Below are 22,135 nucleotides of genomic sequence, written 5' to 3'. Positions count from 1 at the left end.
CCGGCTTCATTCCGGCGGAGGCTTTTTATTGCCCGCAGTGTCAGCTCCTGCTGGCGCGCACCCGCGCCGCGTACGCCGCCAGGGTTTTGCTGATAACGTCCAGCGTAACCGGTTTCGACAGGCAGCTGTCCATTCCCGACTCCAGACAGCGCTGCTTCTCTTCCGCCAGCGCGTTGGCGGTGACGCCCACTACCGGCAGCGTTAGCCCAAGCTGGCGAATGCGCTGGGTCAGGCGATAGCCGTCCATGTTTGGCATGTTGACGTCGCTAAGCACGATATCAATGTGATTTTTGCTCAGCACGTTCAGCGCATCGATACCGTCGTTTGCCGTTTTGCACTGGTAGCCCAAAGATCCCAGCTGATCCGCCAGCAGTCGACGGTTAATCGGATGATCGTCCACGACCAGAATCATCATGTCATCGTTGGCGTCGGCGCTGGTCTCCGGCGCGGGCAGCGCATCCTCACCGGCCATATTTTCAAGCGCAATACTGTAGATGCGCGCCAGCAGCAGGATCAGCTCGTGCGGCGACGCCACGCTGTGCAGCCATTCCCCCGGCGCCCGCTCCTGGGCAATGCCGATATGGCGGCGGCTGAAAATAATCGCCGCCCTGCCCGGCCACGGCGCGGCCAGTTCTTCATCGGCAATCAGAATATCGTCGCTGTTAGGATCCTGATTTTCGTAAGCCAGCACTTCAATGCCGTGGCGCAGCAGCAGCGACTCGACAAACTGCGTCAACGAGGCGTTATTGATAGCCAGCCAGCAGCGCTTGCCCGCAAGGGCGCCGCTACCGGCAGGAGGCAGGCTCAGGGCGCCGTACATCGGGATGCGGATAGTAAAGCGGCTCCCCATACCCGGCTCGGTTTCTACCGAAATATCGCCGTCCATCATGGTGATAAGCTTCTCGCAGATGGCGAGCCCCAGCCCCGTGCCCTGGAAGTTACGCTGCACGCCGGTGCCCACCTGGAAGAACGGATCGAACAGGCGCACCACCTCTTTTGCCGGGATGCCGACGCCGGTGTCCCGCACGCAGATGCTGAGATACTCCTCGGTACACCGCAGATGCAGCACGATGCAGCCAGTATCGGTGAACTTAATCGCGTTGCTCAGCAGGTTAGAGATAACCTGCTGCAGGCGCATCGGATCGCCCTGCATCTGCAGCGGCACATCCGGCTCCACGAAGCAGTAAAGTCCCAGCTGCTTGCGTACCACCAGCGGCAGGTAGTTGGCAGTAATGTGGCTCATCACTTCCCGGGGCGAAAACTCCCGCGGCTCAATTTTCAGCTGCTCGGACTCAATTTTAGAGAAGTCGAGAATATCGCTGATGATTTTCAGCAGCAGGCTGGAGGAGTTATTCATCGCCGTCACCAGCCGATCGACGCCTTTCGGCAGCTCTTTAGTCTGCAGCAGATCGAGGTTGCCGATAATCCCGTACAGCGGCGTGCGCAGCTCGTGGCTGACGGTGGCGAGGAACATGGATTTAGACTGGCTGGCCTGCTCGGCGGCCTGGGCCATCTCCTGCAGCGACTCCTCCATTTTGACGCGGGCCGATACGTCAACCAGCACGCAAATAGCCACATTTTCATTGCGATAGCGCGAGTGGACGAAGCTTATCTGCAAGTTGGTGTTATTGCTGGTCATGACGTCAACAAAGTTCACCTGCTGCCCGCAGATTATCTGCGTCAGCCGCTGCCGGTCTTCATGAGTGAGCATGTTGAGATAGTTATGGGCCAGCTCGTTGCTGAGAATATTGGTGCCGTCCTGGGTGCGCAAAATGCAGATCCCCACCGGCGCCGAGGCCACAATTTTGCGGTTGAACTGCTCGTGCTCTTCCAGCCGCTGGGCGTCGGTTTCGGCGGGAATAAAGATTTTCCGCTCGTAAATGCGGGCAATCATAAACAGCGCCGCGCCGGTGAGAATATTCAGCAGCAGCGCGTTAAGGATCAGCATGCGGATGCCGTCGAAAACCTGGTTTACCGGCACGGTGTAGATAATGCTCAGCGATGACGGCGGCAGGCTCTTTTTCAGCACCAGCTGGCGGAATCCGTCGCTGTAGCCGAACCATGAGCGCTCCTGCATCCAGCGCGGGTCGACCCGCAGATTGTTTTCCGGTCCGGCCATCGTAATCAGCGGCAGCCCGTTTTCATCGACGATGGTCACGCCCATCGGCATGCTGCCCGGGGTGAAGAAGTTCTCCATGCGGATGCTCGCCTCTACGCCGAGCATTGCCTGATGCTGACTGGAGAGATACACCGGCGTCAGGGCATAGAAAAAGCCCACGCCCGGCCGCGGGCCGCCGCTGATCCAGTACAGATTGTTGCCGCGCTCGTCCCGGGCGCCGCTGCGATAATTCACAATGCGCTCGTGCAGCGCTTTCAGCGTCTGGTCATGCTCCATCGCCGACTCCCGCAGGCCAAAATTGGCAATGCACTGGTTGTCGCTGCTGGTTAGAAACAGGCGGTTGAGATCGAATGCCGGGGAAAAGCTGTCGCGCCAGTAGCGGGTAAACCACGCCAGGGACTCCAGCGAGTTGCGCCAGGTCTCCTCCATCTCGCCGCACTCGGCATCGGGAAACAGCGGTTCGAAGCCGGAAAACGTGCCGCCGGGCTTTGCCGTACCGCTTTCAGCAATAAGCTTGTTTTCAGCAATGTACTTCAGCTCTCTCAGCACGTCGGCGGTGCGCAGAATATAGCGCTGGGCCTGATCGTAGCTGAGGTTGAACTCCTGATGAATTTGCTCTTCTTTAGCATGTAGCGCGTTAACAATATAAAACGCGGAAATCACCGCAATCAGCAGCCAGACCAGCAGCGCCAGCGCCCGGAACAGGTAGCGGGAAACCTTCAGAGTTGTGCGGAAAGAGACAAGGTATTTCAAGGTTTAGCCGTCTGCATAATAAAGATGGGGTTAAAGTAGCGGTTAATTCACAGGCCCGCAACGTCCAAACAAAAAGGGCCGGTACAGACCGGCCCTTGCGGAGGTTTTTCGAACGATTATTCGTCCTCGGCCTCATCGGCTGCATCGTCTTCAGCATCGGTTTCCGGCGCGATTTCATCATCGCCTTCCGCTACGCTGCCGTCGATGGAGTCGAGCTCTTCGTCATCTACCGGCTCGGCCACGCGCTGCAGACCCACTACGTTTTCATCTTCCGCGGTGCGGATGAGGATAACGCCCTGGGTGTTACGACCCACCACGCTGATTTCCGATACCCGGGTGCGCACCAGCGTACCGGCATCGGTGATCATCATGATCTGGTCGGTATCTTCTACCTGCACCGCGCCAACCACACTGCCGTTGCGCTCGGTGACCTTGATAGAGATAACGCCCTGGGTGCCGCGGGACTTGGTCGGGTACTCGCTTTCCGCGGTGCGCTTGCCGTAGCCGTTCTGGGTCACGGTGAGGATAGCGCCTTCACCGCGCGGTACGATAAGCGAAACCACTTTATCTTCCCCGGCGAGTCTGATGCCGCGCACGCCGGTGGCGGTACGGCCCATCGCACGGACGGCGTTCTCTTTAAAGCGCACCACTTTACCGGCCGCAGAGAACAGCATGACTTCGTTGCCTTCCGACGTCAGATCGACGCCAATCAGCTCGTCGCCCTCGTTGAGGTTGACGGCGATAATACCGGCAGAGCGCGGGCGGCTGAACTCGGTCAGCGCCGTTTTCTTCACCGTACCGCTGGCGGTCGCCATAAAGACGTTGACGCCCTCTTCGTATTCCCGAACCGGCAGAATCGCGGTAATACGCTCGTTGGCTTCCAGCGGCAGCAGGTTAACAATCGGACGTCCGCGGGCGCCGCGGCTCGCTTCCGGCAGCTGATAAACCTTCATCCAGTACAGGCGACCCCGGCTGGAGAAGCACAGAATGGTGTCGTGCGTATTGGCCACCAGCAGGCGATCGATAAAGTCTTCTTCTTTAATGCGTGCGGCAGACTTGCCTTTGCCGCCGCGGCGCTGGGCTTCATAGTCGCTCAGCGGCTGGTACTTAACGTAGCCCTGGTGCGACAGCGTCACCACAACGTCTTCCTGAGTAATCAGGTCTTCGATGTTGATGTCGGCACTGTTAGCGGTGATTTCAGTGCGGCGCTGGTCGCCGAACTGATCGCGAACCAGCTCCAGCTCTTCGCGAATGACTTCCATCAGGCGGTCAGCGCTGGCAAGAATGTGCAGCAGCTCGGCAATCTGCTCCAGCAGCTCTTTGTATTCGTCGAGCAGCTTTTCGTGCTCCAGACCGGTCAGCTTCTGCAGGCGCAGATCGAGGATCGCCTGGGCCTGCTGCTCGGTCAGGTAATATTTACCGTCGTGAATACCGAACTCCGGCTCCAGCCACTCCGGACGGGCGGCGTCATCACCGGCGCGCTCAAGCATGGCGGAAACGTTACCGAGCTCCCACGGCCGGGCGATAAGGCCGGCTTTCGCTTCAGCCGGGTTAGGCGCACGGCGAATCAGCTCGATAATCGGATCGATGTTAGCCAGCGCGATAGCCAGCGCCTCAAGGATGTGCGCGCGATCGCGGGCCTTGCGCAGTTCGAAAATAGTCCGGCGGGTAACCACTTCGCGGCGGTGGCGTATGAACGCGGCAATGATATCTTTCAGCGCCATGATCTTCGGCTGACCGTGGTGCAGCGCAACCATGTTGATGCCGAAGGAGACCTGCAGCTGGGTCTGGGAGTAGAGGTTATTCAGCACCACTTCGCCCACTGCATCGCGCTTGACTTCGATAACAACGCGCATGCCGTCTTTGTCAGATTCGTCGCGCAGGGCGCTGATGCCCTCAACGCGTTTTTCTTTCACCAGCTCGGCGATCTTCTCGATCAGGCGCGCTTTGTTCACCTGATAGGGAATTTCGTGGACGATGATGGTTTCGCGGCCGGTTTTGGCATCGGCTTCTACTTCCGCGCGGGCGCGAATGTAAATTTTACCGCGGCCGGTGCGGTAGGCTTCTTCGATGCCGCGGCGTCCGTTGATAATTGCCGCCGTCGGGAAGTCCGGGCCCGGGATGTGCTCCATCAACCCTTCAATGGTGATGTCTTCATCGTCAATGTAGGCCAGGCAGCCGTTGATCACTTCCGTGAGGTTGTGCGGCGGGATGTTGGTCGCCATGCCCACGGCAATGCCCGAGGCACCGTTAACCAGCAGGTTAGGAATTTTGGTTGGCATGACGTCCGGAATACGTTCCGTGCCGTCATAGTTATCCACGAAATCAACGGTATCTTTATCGAGATCCGCCATCAGTTCGTGGGCGATTTTCGACATACGGATTTCCGTATAACGCATCGCTGCAGCGGAGTCGCCGTCAACAGAACCGAAGTTGCCCTGGCCATCGACCAGCATGTAGCGCAGGGAGAATGGTTGTGCCATACGTACTATGGTGTCATAAACGGCGGTGTCACCATGTGGGTGGTATTTACCGATAACGTCACCCACCACGCGGGCTGATTTTTTATAGGCTTTGTTCCAGTCATTGCCCAATACGTTCATGGCGTAAAGCACGCGACGGTGTACCGGCTTCAAACCATCGCGGACATCCGGCAGCGCACGGCCAACAATGACCGACATCGCATAATCCAGATAGGAGCTTTTAAGCTCTTCCTCGATGTTGACCGGTGTAATTTCTCTCGCAAGGTCGCTCATCTAACCGCTATCCCTCTACTGTTTCCCGGATTCAAAGGTCGCAAATTATAACACAGACGCCGTCATTGAGGTAAACCTATAGTACCCGCCCGGCGCTTTATTGATCCCGGATGGCTGATATACTTACAGGTCTTATAAAGAAAGGAGTGAATGCGCCCATGAATGCCGAAAAACCGACGGTGGCTAACGTCGACAGCGCGGAAATCGCGAAATTTGAAGCCGTCGCCTCCCGCTGGTGGGATCTCGAAGGAGAGTTTAAACCGCTGCACCGCATTAACCCTTTACGGCTGGGCTACATCGCCGAACGCTCGGGCGGACTGTTTGATAAAAAGGTACTGGATGTCGGCTGCGGCGGCGGGATCCTGGCCGAAAGCATGGCCCGCGAAGGGGCGAATGTTACCGGGCTGGACATGGGTGCGGAGCCGCTCCAGGTAGCGCGCCTGCACGCGCTTGAAAGCGGCATTAAGGTTGAGTACGTTCAGGAAACTGTGGAAGACCACGCCGACGCCCACCCTCAGCAGTACGATGTGGTGACCTGCATGGAGATGCTGGAGCACGTTCCCGATCCGGCGTCAGTAGTCAGAGCCTGTGCACTTCTGGTGAAACCCGGCGGGCAGGTCTTCTTCTCGACTATCAACCGCAACCCCAAAGCGTGGCTGCTGGCGGTCTTCGGTGCAGAGTACGTGATGAAGATGGTACCCAAAGGCACCCACGACGTGAAGAAATTCATCAAGCCTTCCGAACTGCTCGGCTGGGTAGACGATACGGTTCTGCGCGAGCAGCACATCACCGGCCTGCACTATAACCTGCTGACCAACAGCTTTAAGCTCGGTCCGGGCGTTGATGTGAACTATATGTTGCACACCACGGCAAAAGCCGACGCTCCCCTGCTCATCACGAACAGCAGCGAAACACCGGCGGGGTAATTTTCCATCGCGGATGTATAAAGAGAAAACAGGGACGAAAAACCCCACCTCAAAAGTGGTTAAACGCTTCACAAAACGCCCCGCAGAACAGCACAATATTGGCTTTACTTATGACAAATTGCGCAGCGTCAGTTGCGCAATTCACCACAACGATGAAGAAATCAGCGCCCGATCAAATTTTCATTTTTTTTCTGTAATTATTGACATTTTCTGTAGCCCTTATGGACCGTGGACTTAGCCTTTATTACCCTGCCGCAACCTCAATTTAACGTCAAAATCAACCCTTGTACTTAAATGATTCCTTACTAGAATACTCACCATATAGCGTTCTACTTATTTCATAACCCCTACATATAGTATTTATCCACAGAGTTAGTCACAGCGACCCTTTGTGGATAAGTAGGGGATATTTTTTCACGGATAATTCACGGACAGGTAAAAAGCACATGAATCAAAGTCTGATGGTGACCAAGCGAGATGGCCGCACCGAGCGCATTAATCTCGATAAAATTCATCGGGTGCTGGACTGGGCGGCAGAGGGCCTGAACAACGTTTCTGTTTCACAGGTCGAACTGCGCTCCCACATTCAGTTTTACGACGGGATCAAAACCGGCGACATCCATGAAACCATCATCAAGGCGGCTGCGGATCTCATCTCCCGCGACGCCCCGGACTACCAGTACCTTGCCGCGCGCCTGGCTATCTTCCACCTGCGTAAAAAAGCCTACGGCCAGTTCGAGCCGCCGGCGCTGTTTGCCCACGTGGTGAAGATGGTCGAGCTGGGTAAATACGATCGTCATCTGCTGGAAGACTACACGGAAGAAGAGTTCCAGCAGATGGACGGCTTTATCGACCACTGGCGCGACATGAACTTCTCCTACGCTGCTGTGAAGCAGCTGGAAGGCAAATACCTGGCGCAGAACCGCGTCACCGGTGAAATCTACGAAAGCGCGCAGTTCCTCTATATCCTGGTCGCCGCCTGCCTGTTCTCGGGCTATCCGCGTGAAACGCGCCTCGACTACGTGAAGCGCTTTTACGATGCGGTTTCTACTTTCAAAATTTCACTGCCGACGCCGATTATGTCCGGCGTGCGTACCCCGACGCGCCAGTTCAGCTCCTGCGTGCTGATCGAGTGCGGCGACAGCCTCGATTCTATTAATGCCACCTCCAGCGCCATTGTGAAATACGTTTCCCAGCGCGCCGGCATCGGCATTAACGCCGGACGCATCCGCGCCCTCGGCAGCCCGATCCGCGGCGGTGAAGCGTTCCACACCGGCTGCATTCCGTTCTACAAGCACTTCCAGACTGCAGTGAAATCCTGCTCCCAGGGCGGCGTGCGCGGCGGTGCGGCAACCCTGTTCTACCCGATGTGGCATCTGGAAGTTGAAAGCCTGCTGGTGCTGAAAAACAACCGCGGCACTGACGCTAACCGCGTGCGCCACATGGACTACGGGGTGCAGATTAACAAGCTGATGTACACCCGCCTGCTGAAAGGGGAAGAGATCACCCTGTTCAGCCCGTCCGACGTGCCGGGCCTGTACGACGCCTTCTTCGCCGACCAGGACGAGTTCGAGCGCCTGTACACCAAATATGAAAAAGACGACAGCATCCGCAAGCAGCGCATTAAAGCCGCCGAGCTGTTCTCGCTGATGATGCAGGAGCGCGCCTCAACCGGCCGCATCTACATTCAGAACGTTGACCACTGCAACACCCACAGCCCGTTCGATCCCGTGGTCGCCCCGGTGCGCCAGTCCAACCTGTGCCTGGAAATCGCCCTGCCGACCAAACCGCTGGACGACGTCAACGACGAAAACGGCGAAATCGCGCTGTGCACCCTGTCGGCCTTTAACCTCGGGGCGATCGACAGCCTTGACGATCTGGAAGAGCTGGCGATTCTGGCGGTACGCGCGCTGGATGCCCTGCTCGACTATCAGGACTACCCGATCCCTGCCGCCCAGCGCGGCGCGATGGGCCGCCGCACGCTGGGTATCGGCGTAATCAACTTTGCCTACTATCTGGCGAAGCACGGCAAGCGCTACTCCGACGGCAGCGCCAACGCCCTGACCCACAAAACCTTCGAAGCCATTCAGTACTACCTGCTGAAAGCCTCTAACGAGCTGGCGAAGGAACAGGGTGCCTGCCCGTGGTTCAACGAGACCACCTACGCGCAGGGTATTCTGCCGATCGACACCTTCAAGAAAGACCTGAATACCATCGTTAACGAGCCGCTGCACTACGACTGGGAAAGCCTGCGTGAATCCATTAAAACTCACGGCCTGCGCAACTCCACGCTTTCAGCCCTGATGCCGTCGGAGACCTCATCGCAGATCTCCAACGCCACCAACGGCATTGAGCCGCCGCGCGGCCACGTGAGCATCAAGGCGTCGAAGGACGGCATCCTGCGTCAGGTCGTGCCGGATTACGAAAACCTGCAGGGCGCCTACGAGCTGCTGTGGGAAATGCCGAATAACGACGGCTACCTGCAGCTGGTGGGCATCATGCAGAAGTTTATCGACCAGTCGATTTCTGCCAACACCAACTACGATCCGACCCGCTTCCCGTCGGGCAAAGTACCGATGCAGCAGCTGCTGAAAGACCTGCTCAACGCCTATAAGTTCGGCGTGAAAACGCTGTACTACCACAACACCCGCGATGGCGCAGAGGATACGCAGGACGATATGGCCCCGTCTATCCAGGACGACGGCTGCGAAAGCGGCGCGTGCAAAATCTAAGTTACCCGCCGGGCAGCGCTCCGCCTGCCCGGCCCTTGCATCGCAGTTCGAAAGACGCCCAGGCGCCGGGCTGCGAAATTTCAACAGGACACCGCAATGGCATACACCACTTTTTCACAGACGAAAAACGATCAGCTTAAAGAGCCGATGTTCTTCGGCCAGCCGGTTAACGTGGCCCGCTACGATCAGCAAAAATACGACATCTTTGAGAAGCTCATCGAAAAGCAGCTCTCCTTCTTCTGGCGCCCGGAAGAGGTCGACGTCTCCCGCGACCGCATCGACTATCAGGCCCTGCCGGACCACGAAAAACACATTTTCATCAGCAACCTGAAGTACCAGACGCTGCTGGACTCTATTCAGGGACGCAGCCCGAACGTGGCCCTGCTGCCGCTGATTTCCATCCCGGAGCTGGAAACCTGGGTTGAGACCTGGGCCTTTTCAGAAACCATCCACTCCCGCTCCTACACCCACATCATCCGCAATATCGTCAACGATCCGGCGACGGTGTTTGACGATATTGTCACCAACGAGCAGATCCAAAAGCGCGCTGAAGGCATCTCCCACTATTACGATGATCTGATTGAGCTCACCAGCTACTGGCATCTGCTGGGCGAAGGCACCCACACTGTGAACGGCAAAACCGTTACCGTTAACCTGCGGGCGCTGAAAAGAAAGCTCTACCTGTGCCTGATGAGCGTTAACGCGCTGGAAGCGATTCGTTTCTACGTCAGCTTCGCCTGCTCTTTTGCCTTTGCCGAGCGCAAGCTAATGGAAGGCAACGCCAAGATCATTCGCCTGATCGCCCGCGACGAAGCCCTGCACCTCACCGGCACCCAGCACATGCTGAACCTGCTGCGCAGCGGCCAGGACGATCCGGAGATGGCGGAGATTGCCGAAGAGTGCAAACAGGAGTGCTACGACCTGTTCGTGCTGGCAGCCCAGCAGGAGAAAGAGTGGGCGGACTACCTGTTCCGCGACGGCTCGATGATTGGCCTCAACAAGGGGATCCTGTGCCAGTACATCGAGTACATCACCAATATCCGCATGCAGGCGGTGGGGCTGGATCTGCCGTTCGAAACCCGCTCCAACCCGATCCCGTGGATCAACACCTGGCTGGTATCCGATAACGTGCAGGTGGCGCCGCAGGAAGTGGAGGTCAGCTCCTATCTGGTCGGGCAGATCGACTCCGAAATCGACGCCGACGACCTGAGCAGCTTCCAGCTCTGATGAGCCGCGTGACCCTTCTCCTTTCCGGCACCCAGCTGTTATGCCGGGAGGAGCACCCTTCTCTGCTGGTGGCGCTTGAATCGCACAAGGTGGAAGTGGAATACCAGTGCCGCTCCGGCTACTGCGGCTCCTGCCGCTGCCGGCTGGTTTCCGGCCAGGTCGACTGGCTCACCGAACCGCTGGCCTTTGTTAACCAGGGCGAGATCCTGCCCTGCTGCTGCAAAGCGAAGGGCGATATCGAAATAGAGATGTAAAAAAGGGCCGCATTTGCGGCCCTTTTATCGTCTGTTATCAACGCTTACTGCTGGGTTTTCAGATACTCCACCGCTTTATCCGGAAAGTCGGTAAACAGCCCGTCCACGCCCGCCTGCTTGTACAGCGCTTCGTACAGCTGATTCACATTGCTGGCGTAAGGCGGAAGCTGGTCCGCGCGAACCGTATACGGATGGACCTGCAGCTTGCTGGCGTGCGCCTCTTTCACCATCGCCGTCACTTTGATGTGCCCCGGCGTGGAGTCATCCGCAAGCAGCATATGGTAGTCCGGGCCGATGCCGTCGGCGTACTGCGCCACTTTCTTCATCGCCCCGGGTTTGAACATCCAGTCATAGCTGTAGTTTACCCACTTGCCGTCCGGCTGCTTCTGCTGCGTTTCATTCCAGTCGGTATAGGCAATCAGCTGCACCAGATTGAGGTTCATCCCCATCTTCGGTTCCAGCTCGGTCTTGATGCGCTTAAGTTCGTCGGCATCAAAACACTGGAGATAGACTTTGTCCTGCTTGCTGGTGTAGCCGTATTTCTTCAGCACCTCCAGCGTGCGGGCAGCAATGTCTTTACCTTCCTGATGGTGGAACCAGGGGGATTTGATCTCCGGATAAATACCGATATTCTTCCCCGTCGAGTGATTCAGGCCCTGAATGAACTCGATCTCCTCTTCGAAGGTATGGATCCGAAAATCGGATTTACCCATCGGGAAGCGGCCCGGGAACGTCTGCACCCGCTTGCCGTCCTTCACCTCAAATCCTTCGGAGAACTTCAGGGATTTGATTTCCGCAAGGGTAAAATCAATGGCGTAAAAGCGACCGTCTTTGCGGGCGCGGTACGGATAGCGCTCGGCGACATCGGTGACGCGATCGAGATAGTGGTCGTGCAGCACCACCAGATGGTCATCTTTCGTCATGACCAGATCTTGTTCGAGATAGTCGGCGCCCTGGGCGTAAGCCATCGCTTTCGCCGGCAGCGTGTGCTCCGGCAGATAGCCGCTGGCCCCGCGGTGGGCGATAACAATTTTATCTCCGGCAGCGGCGGCAATCCCGCTGGCGGCACAGCCCGCCAGCGCAATTCCGACCATCAGCACGCTAAATACATGCTTCATGTCGTCTTCCTTAATCTTTCTTCGCCAGCGCCTGCTGGTGCTGTTTACGTTCGCCAACCATCACCACGGCCAGCAGCAGTACCGCCAGCACGCTGCCGCCGATCATCACCATGAAGCCGCCGTCCCAGCCGAAGAAGTCAACGGTGTAGCCCACGATAGCACTCGCCGCGACAGATCCGCCGAGATAGCCAAACAGACCGGTAAAGCCTGCGGCAGTGCCCGCTGCTTTCTTCGGTGCCAGCTCAAGCGCGTGCAGGCCAATCAGCATTACCGGGCCGTAAATCAGGAAGCCGATAACGATCATGCAGATCATATCGATGCCCGGGTTGCCCGGCGGGTTGAGCCAGTAAACCACGGTAGCGATAGTCACCAGCGTCATAAAGAACACGCCGGTTGCTCCGCGGTTACCGCGGAAGACCTTATCCGACATCCAGCCGCACAGCAGCGTTCCCGGGATCCCCGCGTACTCATAGAAGAAGTAAGCCCAGGAAGATTTATCCAGCGCAAAATGCTTCACTTCGCGCAGGTAGGTCGGCGACCAGTCGAGAATGCCGTAACGCAGCAGATAAACAAACACGTTAGCAATGGCGATATACCACAGCAGGCGGTTAGGCAGAATGTACTGCATGAAGATCTGCTTCGCGGTCAGCTCTTCTTCATCCTGCTCAGAGTAGTTATCCGGGTAGTCGTTTTTGTACTCTTCAATAGGCGGCAGGCCGCAGGACTGCGGCGTATCGCGCATCAGGGCAAAAGCGATAATCGCCACCAGGATAGCGCCGAAGGCAGGCATATACAGCGCCGCGTGCCAGTCGTTGAACCACGCCATCCCGAGCAGGAACAGCAGCGGCGGAATACCGCCGCCCACGTTGTGCGCGCAGTTCCAGACCGAAACGATACCGCCGCGCTCCTTCTGCGACCACCAGTGCACCATGGTGCGACCGCACGGCGGCCAGCCCATCCCCTGGAACCATCCGCACATGAACAGCAGAACAAACATCACCATGATGCTGGAGGTCGCCCAGGGCACAAAGCCCATGATCAGCATCACCAGCGCCGCCAGAATCAGGCCAGCCGGCAGGAAGACGCGCGGATTCGAGCGATCCGAAACCGAGCCCATGATGAATTTAGAAATACCGTAGGCGATAGAAATGCCCGACAGCGCAAAGCCCAAATCACCGCGGGAGAAGCCCTGCTCGATCAGATACGGCATCGCCAGCGCAAAGTTTTTACGCACCAGGTAATAGGCGGCATAGCCAAAGAAGATACCAATAAAGATTTGCCAGCGCAGGCGGCGATAGAGCGGATCGACTTCCGCATCTGCGACACGCGCTTTATGCGGAGCAGGTTTAAAAATACTTAACATGAATAGCCTCCGTGGCCACAGACATTAAAAGAACGCAGTCGAGCAAAAACGAAAGTGAGTGAAATCATTATTGCGGCCTGACAGTAAGGGAATTGACGTAATTTGACTGTGAATTGTCGCACAGACTGTTACATTTTCATGACAAATTACCCCAATGTGCGCACAATATCACATTTTATTTTCTTTTGACGCTCGAATATGCTCGATATCAAACAATCCACAACATAATTGTGGCTAAATGGACTAAAACGAAAACAAAGGATGTTTCATGAGCCCTTCTTCCGCATACGAAAGCGACGTTATCGTGATCGGCGGCGGCGCAACGGGCGCGGGCATTGCCCGCGACTGCGCGCTGCGCGGCCTGCGCGTAACGCTCGTTGAACGAGATGATATAGCCACCGGCGCCACCGGGCGCAATCACGGTCTGCTGCACAGCGGCGCGCGCTATGCCGTTACCGATCCCGAATCCGCCCGGGAGTGCATCGCTGAAAATGCAATCCTCAAGCGCATTGCCCGCCACTGTATCGAAGCAACAGACGGCCTGTTCATTACCCTGCCGGAAGACTGCCTCGACTATCAGCAAACGTTTATTGATGCCTGCCTCGCCGCCGGCATAGACGCCCGCCGCCTCACGCCTGCCCAGGCGCTGGGCATTGAGCCCTCGGTAAACCCGGCGCTTATCGGCGCGGTCAGCGTTCCCGACGGCACGGTCGATCCGTTTCGCCTCACCGCCGCCAACATGCTGGATGCCCGCGAGCACGGCGCCCGGGTGCGCACCGGCTGCGAAGTCACCGGGCTTATCCGCAGCGGGGGAACAGTAAGCGGGGTTGTGATTTATGACAAAACCACGGGAGTGAGTGAAATGCTGCACGCCCCGGTGGTGGTCAATGCGGGAGGGATCTGGGGGCAGCGCATTGCCGAATATGCCGATCTCAGCGTGCGCATGTTCCCGGCGAAAGGCTCACTGCTCATCTTCGATCACCGCATCAATCAGCACGTGATTAACCGCTGCCGCAAGCCCGCGGATGCCGACATTCTGGTGCCCGGGGATACCATTTCGCTGATTGGCACCACCTCAACGCACATTGACTATAAAGACATTGACTGCAACCGGGTGACGCCGCAGGAGGTGGATATTCTGCTGCGGGAGGGGGAAAAGCTGGCGCCGATCATGGCCCACACCCGCATTCTGCGCGCCTACAGCGGCGTGCGCCCGCTGGTTGCCAGCGATGACGATCCGAGTGGCCGCAGCGTCAGCCGGGGCATCGTGCTGCTGGACCACGCTGAAAGGGACGGGCTGGAAGGGTTCATTACCATTACCGGCGGCAAGCTGATGACCTACCGCCTGATGGCCGAGATGGCCACCGATGCGGTATGCCGCAAGCTCAATCACAGCGCCCGCTGCACCACCGCCACCACGCCACTGCCTGGCTCGCAGGAGCCAGCAGAAAAAACCCTGCAAAAGGTAATTTCGCTCCCCGCTCCGCTGCGCGGCTCCGCGGTCTATCGCCACGGCGATCGCACGCCGGCGTGGCTTGGCGACTCCCGCCTGCACCGCAGCCTGGTCTGCGAATGTGAAGCGGTCACCGCGGGCGAAGTACAGTACGCGGTGGATAACCTGGCGGTTAAGAATTTGCTCGACCTGCGCCGGCGCACCCGGGTTGGGATGGGCACCTGCCAGGGCGAGCTGTGCGCCTGCCGGGCAGCGGCGCTGCTCAACCGTTTCGAGGTCACCACGCCAGCGCAGTCGCTTAATCAGCTCTCCGATTTTCTCAACGAGCGCTGGAAAGGCGTGCAGCCCATCGCATGGGGCGACGCGCTGCGGGAGAGCGATTTTACCCGCTGGGTTTGGCTCGGGCTTTGCGGCCTGCAAAAGGAGAATCAGGATGAAGTTTGACACGCTTATCGTCGGCGGCGGGCTGGCAGGTTTACTATGCGGTATTGCGCTTACCCAGCAAGGACTGCGCTGCGCCATCATCAGCCGCGGCCAGAACGGGCTGCACTTCTCATCCGGCTCGCTGGATCTGCTCGATGCCGCCTGCCCTGACGAGCTGGCGGCTGGTCTCAGCGTGCTGGAAAAAAAATATCCGCAACATCCCTACAGCCTGATTGGCGCCGATCAGGTGATTGAATACGCCCGGCAGGCAGAAAAGCTGCTGGCCAGCTGCGGGATTGCGATGCAGGGCGGCACCGAGCAACTTCACGCGCGGGTAACGCCACTCGGCAGCTTGAAGAATACCTGGCTAAGCCCGGAAGAAGCGCCTGTCGGGCCGGTAGCGGGCCAGCGTATTGCGGTAATCGGCATCAGCGGCTTCCCGGACTTTCAGGCGCACCTTGCCGCCCCGGCCCTGCGCCAGGCCGGCGCGCTGGCGGACGCCATGGAGATTGAGCTGCCGCAGCTGGACGGCCTGCGGGATAACGCCTCCGAGTTTCGCTCCGTCAACATCGCCCGGCTGCTGGATGAAAAAAGCCAGTGGGCGCCGCTGCTCGCGGCCCTGCAGCCCATCGCCGCCCGCTATGACCGGCTGCTGTTCCCGGCCTGCTTCGGGCTGCAAAATCAGCAGCTGTGGCGCTGGCTTAACGAACAGCTTCCCTGCCCGCTGGAACTGCTGCCCACCATGCCGCCGTCGGTGCCCGGGATCCGCATGCACGCTGCGCTGCAGCGCAATTTCGTTAAGCTCGGCGGCACCTGGCTTGCCGGCGACGAGGTGTCCCATATTACCTATGCCGACGCGCGAGTCGCCTCTGTATCAACCCGCAATCACGGCGACGTGCCGCTGCAGACGCGCTTCGCGGTACTCGCCAGCGGCAGCTTCTTCAGCGGCGGGCTGGTGGCCGGGCGCAGTGACGTTTGCGAACCGGTGTTCAATCTTGACGTCACCGCGCTACCCGCGAGAAGCGGCTGGTATAACGCTGATTTCTTCGACACTCAGCCCTGGCAGCAGTGCGGCGTCAAAACCGACGGTTCGCTGCGGGGCTACCGGAATAGCGAGCCAATCGACAATCTCTACGCCATCGGCGGCGTGCTGGGCGGCTTTGACGCCATCGACCAGGGCTGCGGCGGCGGCGTCAGCGCCGTAACCGCGCTACACGCCGCCCGACAAATCAGCGCTCTTGCAGGAGGTGAGGCATGAGCAATACCCGCTTTGAAAGCTGTATCAAGTGCACGGTCTGCACCACCGTCTGCCCGATGGTTCGGGTCAACCCGCACTACCCCGGCCCGAAGCAGGCCGGGCCGGACGGCGAGCGCCTGCGCCTGAAGAACGGCGCGCTCTACGACGAAGCGCTGAAAGACTGTATCAACTGCAAGCGCTGCGAGGTAGCCTGCCCGTCAGATGTCAAAATTGGCGATATTATTCAGCGCGCCCGGGCGCAGTACAGCCAGAAAAAACCGACCCTGCGCGATGCGATCCTCAGCCACACGGACTTAATGGGATCGCTCTCCGTGCCCTTTGCGCCCATCGTTAACGCGACAACCGGGCTTGGCCCGGTGCGCGGGCTGCTGGACAAAACCCTTAAAATCGACCGCCGCCGCGCGCTGCCAAAATACGGCAGCACGACGTTTCGCCGCTGGTACCGCGGCATCGCCGCGCAACAGGCGCAGTATCCGCAGCAGGTCGCTTTTTTTCACGGCTGCTATGTGAACTACAACAACCCCCAGCTCGGCAAGGATCTGGTGCGGGTGATGAACGCGCTGGACACCGGCGTGCAGCTGCTGGAAAAAGAGAAGTGCTGCGGCGTGCCGCTGATTGCTAACGGCTTTATGGATAAGGCGAAAAAGCAGGCGCGGAGCAATACCCGGGCGCTGCGTCAGGCGATTGTGGAAAAACAGCTGCCGGTGCTGGGGACATCGTCAACCTGCACCTTTACTCTACGCGATGAGTATCCGCACCTGCTGGACGTGGACAACGCCGGGCTGCGGGATCATATCGAACTGGCTACCCGCTGGATCTGGAAGCAGCTGGACAGCGGGAAAACCCTGCCCCTGCGCCGCCTGCCGCTAAAAGTGGTCTATCACACAGCCTGCCACATGGAGAAAATGGGCTGGGCGATTTATACCCTGGCGCTGCTGCGCAGCATTCCCGAGCTGGAAGTGGAAGTGCTGGATTCTCAGTGCTGCGGCATTGCGGGCACTTACGGATTTAAGGCGGAAAACTATCTCACCTCGCAGGCCATCGGCGCCCCGCTGTTCCAGCAGATTGAGGAGAGCGGCGCGGATCTGGTGATCACCGACTGCGAAACCTGCAAATGGCAGATTGAGATGTCCACCAGCAAGCGCTGCGAACATCCCATTTCACTGCTGGCACAGGCGCTGAGCGGAGAGTAATTTTCCCGGTTCCCCGATCGATAAAGGCCACCGGAGCGATGCGTCAACGCGCGATTCGCCCCGGCGGCCTTTTACACTGCGACAACCGGTACCGCATCAGGGCAGATACAGATCCTCAACCACCGTAATCCAGCCGTGCTCAGCCGCTACCGGACCGTTGTTCAGCCAGCGGCGCAGCATATTCAGCGCCATCATGGCGCACACTTCCTGACGCACCGCCAGACTGTAGCGCGTGGTGCTGAACGCTACCCGCAGAGCGTGGGTGCCATCCGGCGTGGACAGGGCGAAGTTCAGGTGATCCTGCTCCAGCCCGCTCACCGCCAGCGCCAGCCCGGCGAAGCGATTTTCGCGCCGCTCTGCCGTCCAGCGCGCAGTTTGCGCCAGCGTCTCCTCCTGAGAAGGAACCACCTCGCTTGCCAACAGCGGCGCGTTTTCCCGTCCGAGCTGCAGGGCAATAAGCCCGGAAGTAAACTGCTCGCTGAGGGTCAGGCTCAGGCTGCGGGCATTCAGCGCGCCGGCGATCTGCGCCGCCAGCCCTTCAGTACCCTCAAAAATAAGGCTCTCGCCGGCCACTTTTTTAACTTCCGGCCACAGCGCCAGCATCGCGTCCCGCTCTGAGGCCGGGCCAGTCAGCTTAAGCTCGATAATCGGCATTGACGATCGGTAGCCCATCGTCACGCCCGGCGGCAGCGCCAGGCCGTCCAGGTGCTGGGCCAGATCGCTTTCCGAACGCCCGAAAGTGGTGAGGCGCAGGCAAATCGGCGGTTCGGGCAGCGTAAAGCGCTGCCGCAGGCGCGGCAGGATCTGCTGTTCGACCATCACTTTAAATTCAGAAGGCACGCCCGGAGTAAAGAAGATCAGGCAGCGGTTTAGCTGGATGGCAAAACCGCAGGCGGTACCGACGGGATTATCGATCAGCTCGGCGCTGGCGGGGATCTCCGCCTGCTTGCGGTTGCTCGGGGCCATGACCCTGCCGCGATCGCTGAAATAGCGCTCCATCTGCTGCAGCCACGCTTCGTGCAGCACCAGCGCTTCGCCTTTGGCGGTGGCCGCCGCCAGCGCGCTCAGGTCATCGCCGGTAGGGCCGAGGCCGCCGTTAACAATCAGCACGTCGGCGTGTTCGCTGCGCTCGCGCAGGATCGCCACCAGCGATTCGAGGCTGTCGCCGACGGTATTGCGCCGCACCAGCGGCAGTCCCTGGCTAAAGAAGAGGTCGGCGAGCCACGCCGCGTTGGTATCCACTATCTGTCCGTGCAGCACTTCGTCACCGGTGGACAGCATCTCCACGTTAATCATGTTGTTCTCCATCACAAGAGGTGGAGTCACTATAGCGGAGGCGGCGGAAAAGGGGAAAGGCAGCTATCTTCCAAGGGTTGCGTTGACCCATTCCCGTAATGCCCGGCGGGAGATCTTAATCCCGCCGGTTTTCAGGCTGCCGGGCAGCTGCAGCCAGTAGACTGGCCGCTGAAAGCAGGCCAGCCGGCTGCTCGCCCAGCCGGGCCTCTGCCGCAGATCCAGACCTTCACCGCCCTCCACTACCGCCACCGGACGCTGGCCGTATTCGGCGTCGTCCAGCGGCACCACGAAGACCTGTTCCACCAGCGGATGGTGGGCGATAATCCGCTCGACTTCCTCCGGCTGAATGCCCTCGCCGCCGCTGAAAAAGAGGTTGTCCATGCGCCCGAGCACCGTGAGCGCGCCGTCGCGCAGCTCGCCGCGATCGCGGGTGGCGAACCAGCCTTGCGGGTTGGTGAGCGGCACCAGCCCGCCGTCGCGCCAGTATCCTGCCGCCATGCTGGCGGCCCGCAGCCAGATTTCACCGTCCACTACGCGGACTTCACGTCCCGGCAGCGGGCGGCCAACATCCGCAGCACCGTCGGTCTCTTTCGCGCATACCGTGGAGGCGAACTCCGTCAGGCCGTAGCCGCAGAAGGTTCGGATCCCCCGGGTATGGCAGGCTTCGGCTAGCGCCACCGGAATAGCCGCGCCGCCGAGCAGCACGCACTTCAGGGACAGCGGCGCATTGTCGTTGAGCAGGCGCCAGAGCTGGGTCGGCACCAGTGAAGCGTGGGTGCAGCCCGCCAGCGCCTCATCCAGCGGCAGCCGCTCGCGCACCGTTAGCCGCGCGCCGCGCAGCAGCCAGCGCCACAGAATGCCCTGCCCGGAGACGTGAAACAGCGGCAGAGACAGCTGCCAGTCGTCGTCTTGCTCAAAGGGCATCAGCGCCAGCACCCCTTCGGCGCTGGCGAGGTGGGCAGCCAGCGTATGTACCGCCGCTTTCGGCAGGCCGCTGGAACCGGAGGTCAGGGTCATGGTCGCCAGCCGCGCCGGCTGCCAGCCAGCCTCCGTGTTCCCCTGCAAATCTTCACGCAGGGCCAGCGTTGTCAGGCCATCAAATGCGCCGTCGTCCGCCAGGGTCAGGGCGTGGCTAAGGGTGAACTGCGGCAACAGCACTTCCAGCAGCGCCCGGGGAAGCTGCGGATTGACCGGCAGGATCCGCGCCCCGCACTGCAACAGCGCCAGCCATGCCAGCAGGGCCTGCGGATGATTGTAGGCCCGCAGCATCACGCCCTGCCCGGGGCGCACGCCCTGGCGGATAAATCCGGCTGCCAGAGCGTCTATCCGCTGGCACAGCTGCTGCCAGCTCAGGCTCTCATCGCCGAGCCGCAGCGCCCGCGCCTGCGGACGCTGAGCGCACCAGTGTCGCCACGGCCAGTCGCTAAAGGTCATAACAGCGGTTCCAGATTATCCAGCGACATGCAGGCCAGCTCGCTGCCCGGCCACGGGCGCACCAGCTGGGCCTGCATCAGATTAAGAGTATCCAGCCCGGGCAGAGTTTGCGGCGTCAGCCACGCGGCGATCCGCGCCAGCTGAGTAAGGCCGAGACTGGATTCGATGGAGGAGCTGATCACCGCCGTCAGGCCCAGCGCGCGGGCGGCGTCCACTTGCTCCCGCACCTTTTGCAGGCTGCCGGTCAGGGTAGGCTTAATAATCACCGCGCGAACGCCGGGTTCGGCGTCGAAGGTAAAGCTGGCCTCGCGCAGGCTTTCGTCCCAGGCGATGGCAATGCCGGTTTCACGGGCGAAGGCGCGGGAGTCATCCCGGGTTTTGCAGGGCTCTTCGATAAAGGCGATGCGCGCGCGGTTTTCCGGCGCGACGTACTTCGCGAATTGCTGCGCCCTGGCCGGCGTCCAGGCGCGGTTAGCGTCCAGCCGCAGGGTGAGATCGGGAACCGCCTCTAGCAGCAGGTTGACCACCATGCCGTCGCGCACCGCTTCCCACAGGCCGACTTTCACCTTGGCAATTTTCTCGCCCGGCATGGTTTCGAGCAGCGGAAGCAGCGCATCGGGATCGCCGGTACACAGCGGCGCGGCCCGGAAGTCGGCCTCTGCGGGAAGCGTGCCCGCAAGCTCCGCCAGCGCACAGCTGATGCCGAACGCGGCGGACGGCAGCGCGGGCAGCGCGGGCTCATGCCCGTCGCGCCACGCCTGCACCCAGGCCAGCGTAACCGCCCGGGCTTCATCAAGGCTTTCAGTACTGAAGCCCGGCAGCGGCGAGATCTCGCCCCAGCCTTCGCCCGCCGCACTGCCGAGGCGGACAAAAAGTCCATCGCGGGTTTTCAGGCGCCGCTCGCGCAGCACCACACCCGCGTCCATCGGCACCTGCCAGCGGTATACCTGAGCCGTGCGCATTACGGATTCCGTTTAAACTTGCTGAAGTCCGGCTGGCGCTTCTGGTTGAACGCGTTGCGCCCTTCCTGACCCTCTTCGGTCATGTAGAACAGCATCGTGGCGTTACCGGCCAGCTCCTGCAGGCCCGCCTGGCCGTCGCAGTCGGCGTTAAGGGCCGCTTTCAGGCAGCGCAGCGCCATCGGGCTGTTCTGCAGCATTTCACGACACCAGCGCACGGTCTCTTTTTCGAGATCCGCCAGCGGCACGACGGTATTGACCAGGCCCATATCCAGCGCCTCTTTGGCGTCGTACTGGCGGCAGAGGAACCAGATTTCACGCGCTTTTTTCTGACCGACGATGCGCGCCATGTAGGATGCGCCCCAGCCGCCGTCAAAAGAGCCCACTTTCGGTCCGGTCTGGCCGAAGATGGCGTTCTCCGCTGCGATGGTCAGATCGCACATCATGTGCAGCACGTGGCCGCCGCCGATGGAATATCCGGCTACCATCGCCACCACCGGTTTCGGGCAGGTGCGGATCTGGCGCTGGAAATCCAGCACGTTGAGGTGGTGCGTACCGGCGTCATCCTGGTAGCCGCCGTAGTCGCCGCGCACTTTCTGATCGCCGCCGGAACAGAAGGCTTTATCCCCTTCGCCGGTAAGAATGATGGTGCCGACGTTGTCGTCATAGCGCGCGTCCGCCAGCGCCTGAATCATCTCTTTGACGGTCAGAGGACGGAAAGCGTTGCGCACCTGCGGGCGGTTAATGGTGATTTTAGCGATGCCGTCCGCGGATTTCTGGTAGCGGATGTCTTCAAAGCCTTCAGAGCAGTCCTGCCACTCAACCGGGGCGTACAGCATTTCTTCATCGGGGTAGATCATAGGTTTTCCTG

The 22,135-nt window shown here is 59.8% G+C and carries 15 protein-coding genes; 7 read left to right on the top strand and 8 right to left on the bottom strand.

The window, feature by feature from the left end; translation table 11 throughout:
• Positions 1-40 precede the first annotated feature (40 nt).
• Complete coding sequence (gene rcsC / locus QZ766_RS22575; RefSeq protein ID WP_297207599.1) at positions 41-2,872, bottom strand: two-component system sensor histidine kinase RcsC; 2,832 nt, start codon at positions 2,870-2,872, stop codon at positions 41-43.
• A 116-nt stretch (positions 2,873-2,988) separates the two neighbouring features.
• Positions 2,989-5,628, bottom strand: a complete 2,640-nt coding sequence (gyrA, locus tag QZ766_RS22570) for a DNA topoisomerase (ATP-hydrolyzing) subunit A (RefSeq protein WP_297207597.1) — start codon at positions 5,626-5,628, stop codon at positions 2,989-2,991.
• Positions 5,629-5,786: 158 nt separating this feature from the next.
• On the opposite strand from gyrA, the gene ubiG reads away from it, so the two are divergent.
• From ubiG to yfaE, 4 genes are all read left to right on the top strand, one after another.
• Positions 5,787-6,554 (top strand): bifunctional 2-polyprenyl-6-hydroxyphenol methylase/3-demethylubiquinol 3-O-methyltransferase UbiG, encoded by a 768-nt coding sequence (gene ubiG / locus QZ766_RS22565; RefSeq protein WP_297207594.1) that lies wholly within the window; start codon positions 5,787-5,789, stop codon positions 6,552-6,554.
• Positions 6,555-7,000: 446 nt separating this feature from the next.
• Positions 7,001-9,286 (top strand): class 1a ribonucleoside-diphosphate reductase subunit alpha, encoded by a 2,286-nt coding sequence (gene nrdA, locus QZ766_RS22560; RefSeq protein WP_297207591.1) that lies wholly within the window; start codon positions 7,001-7,003, stop codon positions 9,284-9,286.
• Positions 9,287-9,382: 96 nt separating this feature from the next.
• Positions 9,383-10,513 carry a class Ia ribonucleoside-diphosphate reductase subunit beta gene (gene nrdB / locus QZ766_RS22555; protein ID WP_297207588.1) on the top strand — a complete coding sequence of 377 codons (1,131 nt, stop codon included), beginning with the start codon at positions 9,383-9,385 and terminating at the stop codon, positions 10,511-10,513.
• A complete protein-coding gene (gene yfaE / locus QZ766_RS22550; protein WP_297207585.1) occupies positions 10,513-10,767 on the top strand; it encodes a class I ribonucleotide reductase maintenance protein YfaE in 255 nt (84 codons plus the stop codon). The genes nrdB and yfaE overlap by 1 nt, the downstream gene beginning before the upstream one ends.
• A gap of 44 nt (positions 10,768-10,811) precedes the next feature.
• Here yfaE and glpQ read toward each other — a convergent pair whose 3' ends face one another.
• Positions 10,812-11,885, bottom strand: coding sequence for a glycerophosphodiester phosphodiesterase (glpQ, locus tag QZ766_RS22545; protein WP_297207582.1), 1,074 nt, complete (start codon positions 11,883-11,885; stop codon positions 10,812-10,814).
• Positions 11,886-11,895: 10 nt separating this feature from the next.
• Positions 11,896-13,248 (bottom strand): glycerol-3-phosphate transporter, encoded by a 1,353-nt coding sequence (gene glpT / locus QZ766_RS22540; protein ID WP_297207579.1) that lies wholly within the window; start codon positions 13,246-13,248, stop codon positions 11,896-11,898.
• Positions 13,249-13,516: 268 nt separating this feature from the next.
• Between glpT and glpA the strand changes: the two genes are divergently transcribed.
• From glpA to glpC, 3 genes are read left to right on the top strand one after another with little or no spacing between them, the layout of a single operon-like run.
• The gene (gene glpA / locus QZ766_RS22535; RefSeq protein WP_297207578.1) at positions 13,517-15,145 is read left to right on the top strand and encodes an anaerobic glycerol-3-phosphate dehydrogenase subunit A; all 1,629 of its coding nucleotides are present in this window, start codon (positions 13,517-13,519) and stop codon (positions 15,143-15,145) included.
• On the top strand, positions 15,135-16,382 hold the full coding sequence (gene glpB, locus QZ766_RS22530; protein ID WP_297207576.1) for a glycerol-3-phosphate dehydrogenase subunit GlpB: 1,248 nt from the start codon (positions 15,135-15,137) through the stop codon (positions 16,380-16,382). Before glpA ends, glpB begins: the two co-directional genes overlap by 11 nt.
• Complete coding sequence (gene glpC, locus QZ766_RS22525; RefSeq protein ID WP_297207573.1) at positions 16,379-17,575, top strand: anaerobic glycerol-3-phosphate dehydrogenase subunit GlpC; 1,197 nt, start codon at positions 16,379-16,381, stop codon at positions 17,573-17,575. The genes glpB and glpC overlap by 4 nt, the downstream gene beginning before the upstream one ends.
• A 96-nt stretch (positions 17,576-17,671) precedes the next feature.
• On the opposite strand, the gene QZ766_RS22520 is transcribed toward glpC, so the two are convergent.
• From QZ766_RS22520 to menB, 4 genes are all read right to left on the bottom strand, one after another.
• A complete protein-coding gene (locus tag QZ766_RS22520) occupies positions 17,672-18,871 on the bottom strand; it encodes a nicotinamide mononucleotide deamidase-related protein YfaY (RefSeq protein WP_297207571.1) in 1,200 nt (399 codons plus the stop codon).
• A gap of 63 nt (positions 18,872-18,934) precedes the next feature.
• Positions 18,935-20,305, bottom strand: coding sequence for an o-succinylbenzoate--CoA ligase (gene menE / locus QZ766_RS22515; RefSeq protein ID WP_297207568.1), 1,371 nt, complete (start codon positions 20,303-20,305; stop codon positions 18,935-18,937).
• A complete protein-coding gene (gene menC, locus QZ766_RS22510) occupies positions 20,302-21,267 on the bottom strand; it encodes an o-succinylbenzoate synthase (RefSeq protein WP_297207565.1) in 966 nt (321 codons plus the stop codon). Before menC ends, menE begins: the two co-directional genes overlap by 4 nt.
• On the bottom strand, positions 21,267-22,124 hold the full coding sequence (gene menB, locus QZ766_RS22505; protein WP_297207562.1) for a 1,4-dihydroxy-2-naphthoyl-CoA synthase: 858 nt from the start codon (positions 22,122-22,124) through the stop codon (positions 21,267-21,269). Before menB ends, menC begins: the two co-directional genes overlap by 1 nt.
• Positions 22,125-22,135 lie beyond the last annotated feature (11 nt).

Source organism: uncultured Pluralibacter sp., from assembly GCF_913775985.1.
In the GTDB taxonomy this organism is placed as follows: Bacteria; Pseudomonadota; Gammaproteobacteria; order Enterobacterales; family Enterobacteriaceae; genus Pluralibacter.
The sequence above is the reverse complement of the archived record's forward strand: the minus strand, read 5'-3'. Positions and strand labels throughout refer to the sequence as shown.

Coding starts and splice junctions, on each gene's coding strand:
- gyrA (WP_297207597.1), bottom strand. CDS start 5,628: ATGAGCGACCTTGCGAGAGAAATTACACCGGTCAACATCGAGGAAGAG.
- ubiG (WP_297207594.1), top strand. CDS start 5,787: ATGAATGCCGAAAAACCGACGGTGGCTAACGTCGACAGCGCGGAAATC.
- nrdA (WP_297207591.1), top strand. CDS start 7,001: ATGAATCAAAGTCTGATGGTGACCAAGCGAGATGGCCGCACCGAGCGC.
- nrdB (WP_297207588.1), top strand. CDS start 9,383: ATGGCATACACCACTTTTTCACAGACGAAAAACGATCAGCTTAAAGAG.
- yfaE (WP_297207585.1), top strand. CDS start 10,513: ATGAGCCGCGTGACCCTTCTCCTTTCCGGCACCCAGCTGTTATGCCGG.
- glpQ (WP_297207582.1), bottom strand. CDS start 11,885: ATGAAGCATGTATTTAGCGTGCTGATGGTCGGAATTGCGCTGGCGGGC.
- glpT (WP_297207579.1), bottom strand. CDS start 13,248: ATGTTAAGTATTTTTAAACCTGCTCCGCATAAAGCGCGTGTCGCAGAT.
- glpA (WP_297207578.1), top strand. CDS start 13,517: ATGAGCCCTTCTTCCGCATACGAAAGCGACGTTATCGTGATCGGCGGC.
- glpB (WP_297207576.1), top strand. CDS start 15,135: ATGAAGTTTGACACGCTTATCGTCGGCGGCGGGCTGGCAGGTTTACTA.
- glpC (WP_297207573.1), top strand. CDS start 16,379: ATGAGCAATACCCGCTTTGAAAGCTGTATCAAGTGCACGGTCTGCACC.
- QZ766_RS22520 (WP_297207571.1), bottom strand. CDS start 18,871: ATGATTAACGTGGAGATGCTGTCCACCGGTGACGAAGTGCTGCACGGA.
- menE (WP_297207568.1), bottom strand. CDS start 20,305: ATGACCTTTAGCGACTGGCCGTGGCGACACTGGTGCGCTCAGCGTCCG.
- menC (WP_297207565.1), bottom strand. CDS start 21,267: ATGCGCACGGCTCAGGTATACCGCTGGCAGGTGCCGATGGACGCGGGT.
- menB (WP_297207562.1), bottom strand. CDS start 22,124: ATGATCTACCCCGATGAAGAAATGCTGTACGCCCCGGTTGAGTGGCAG.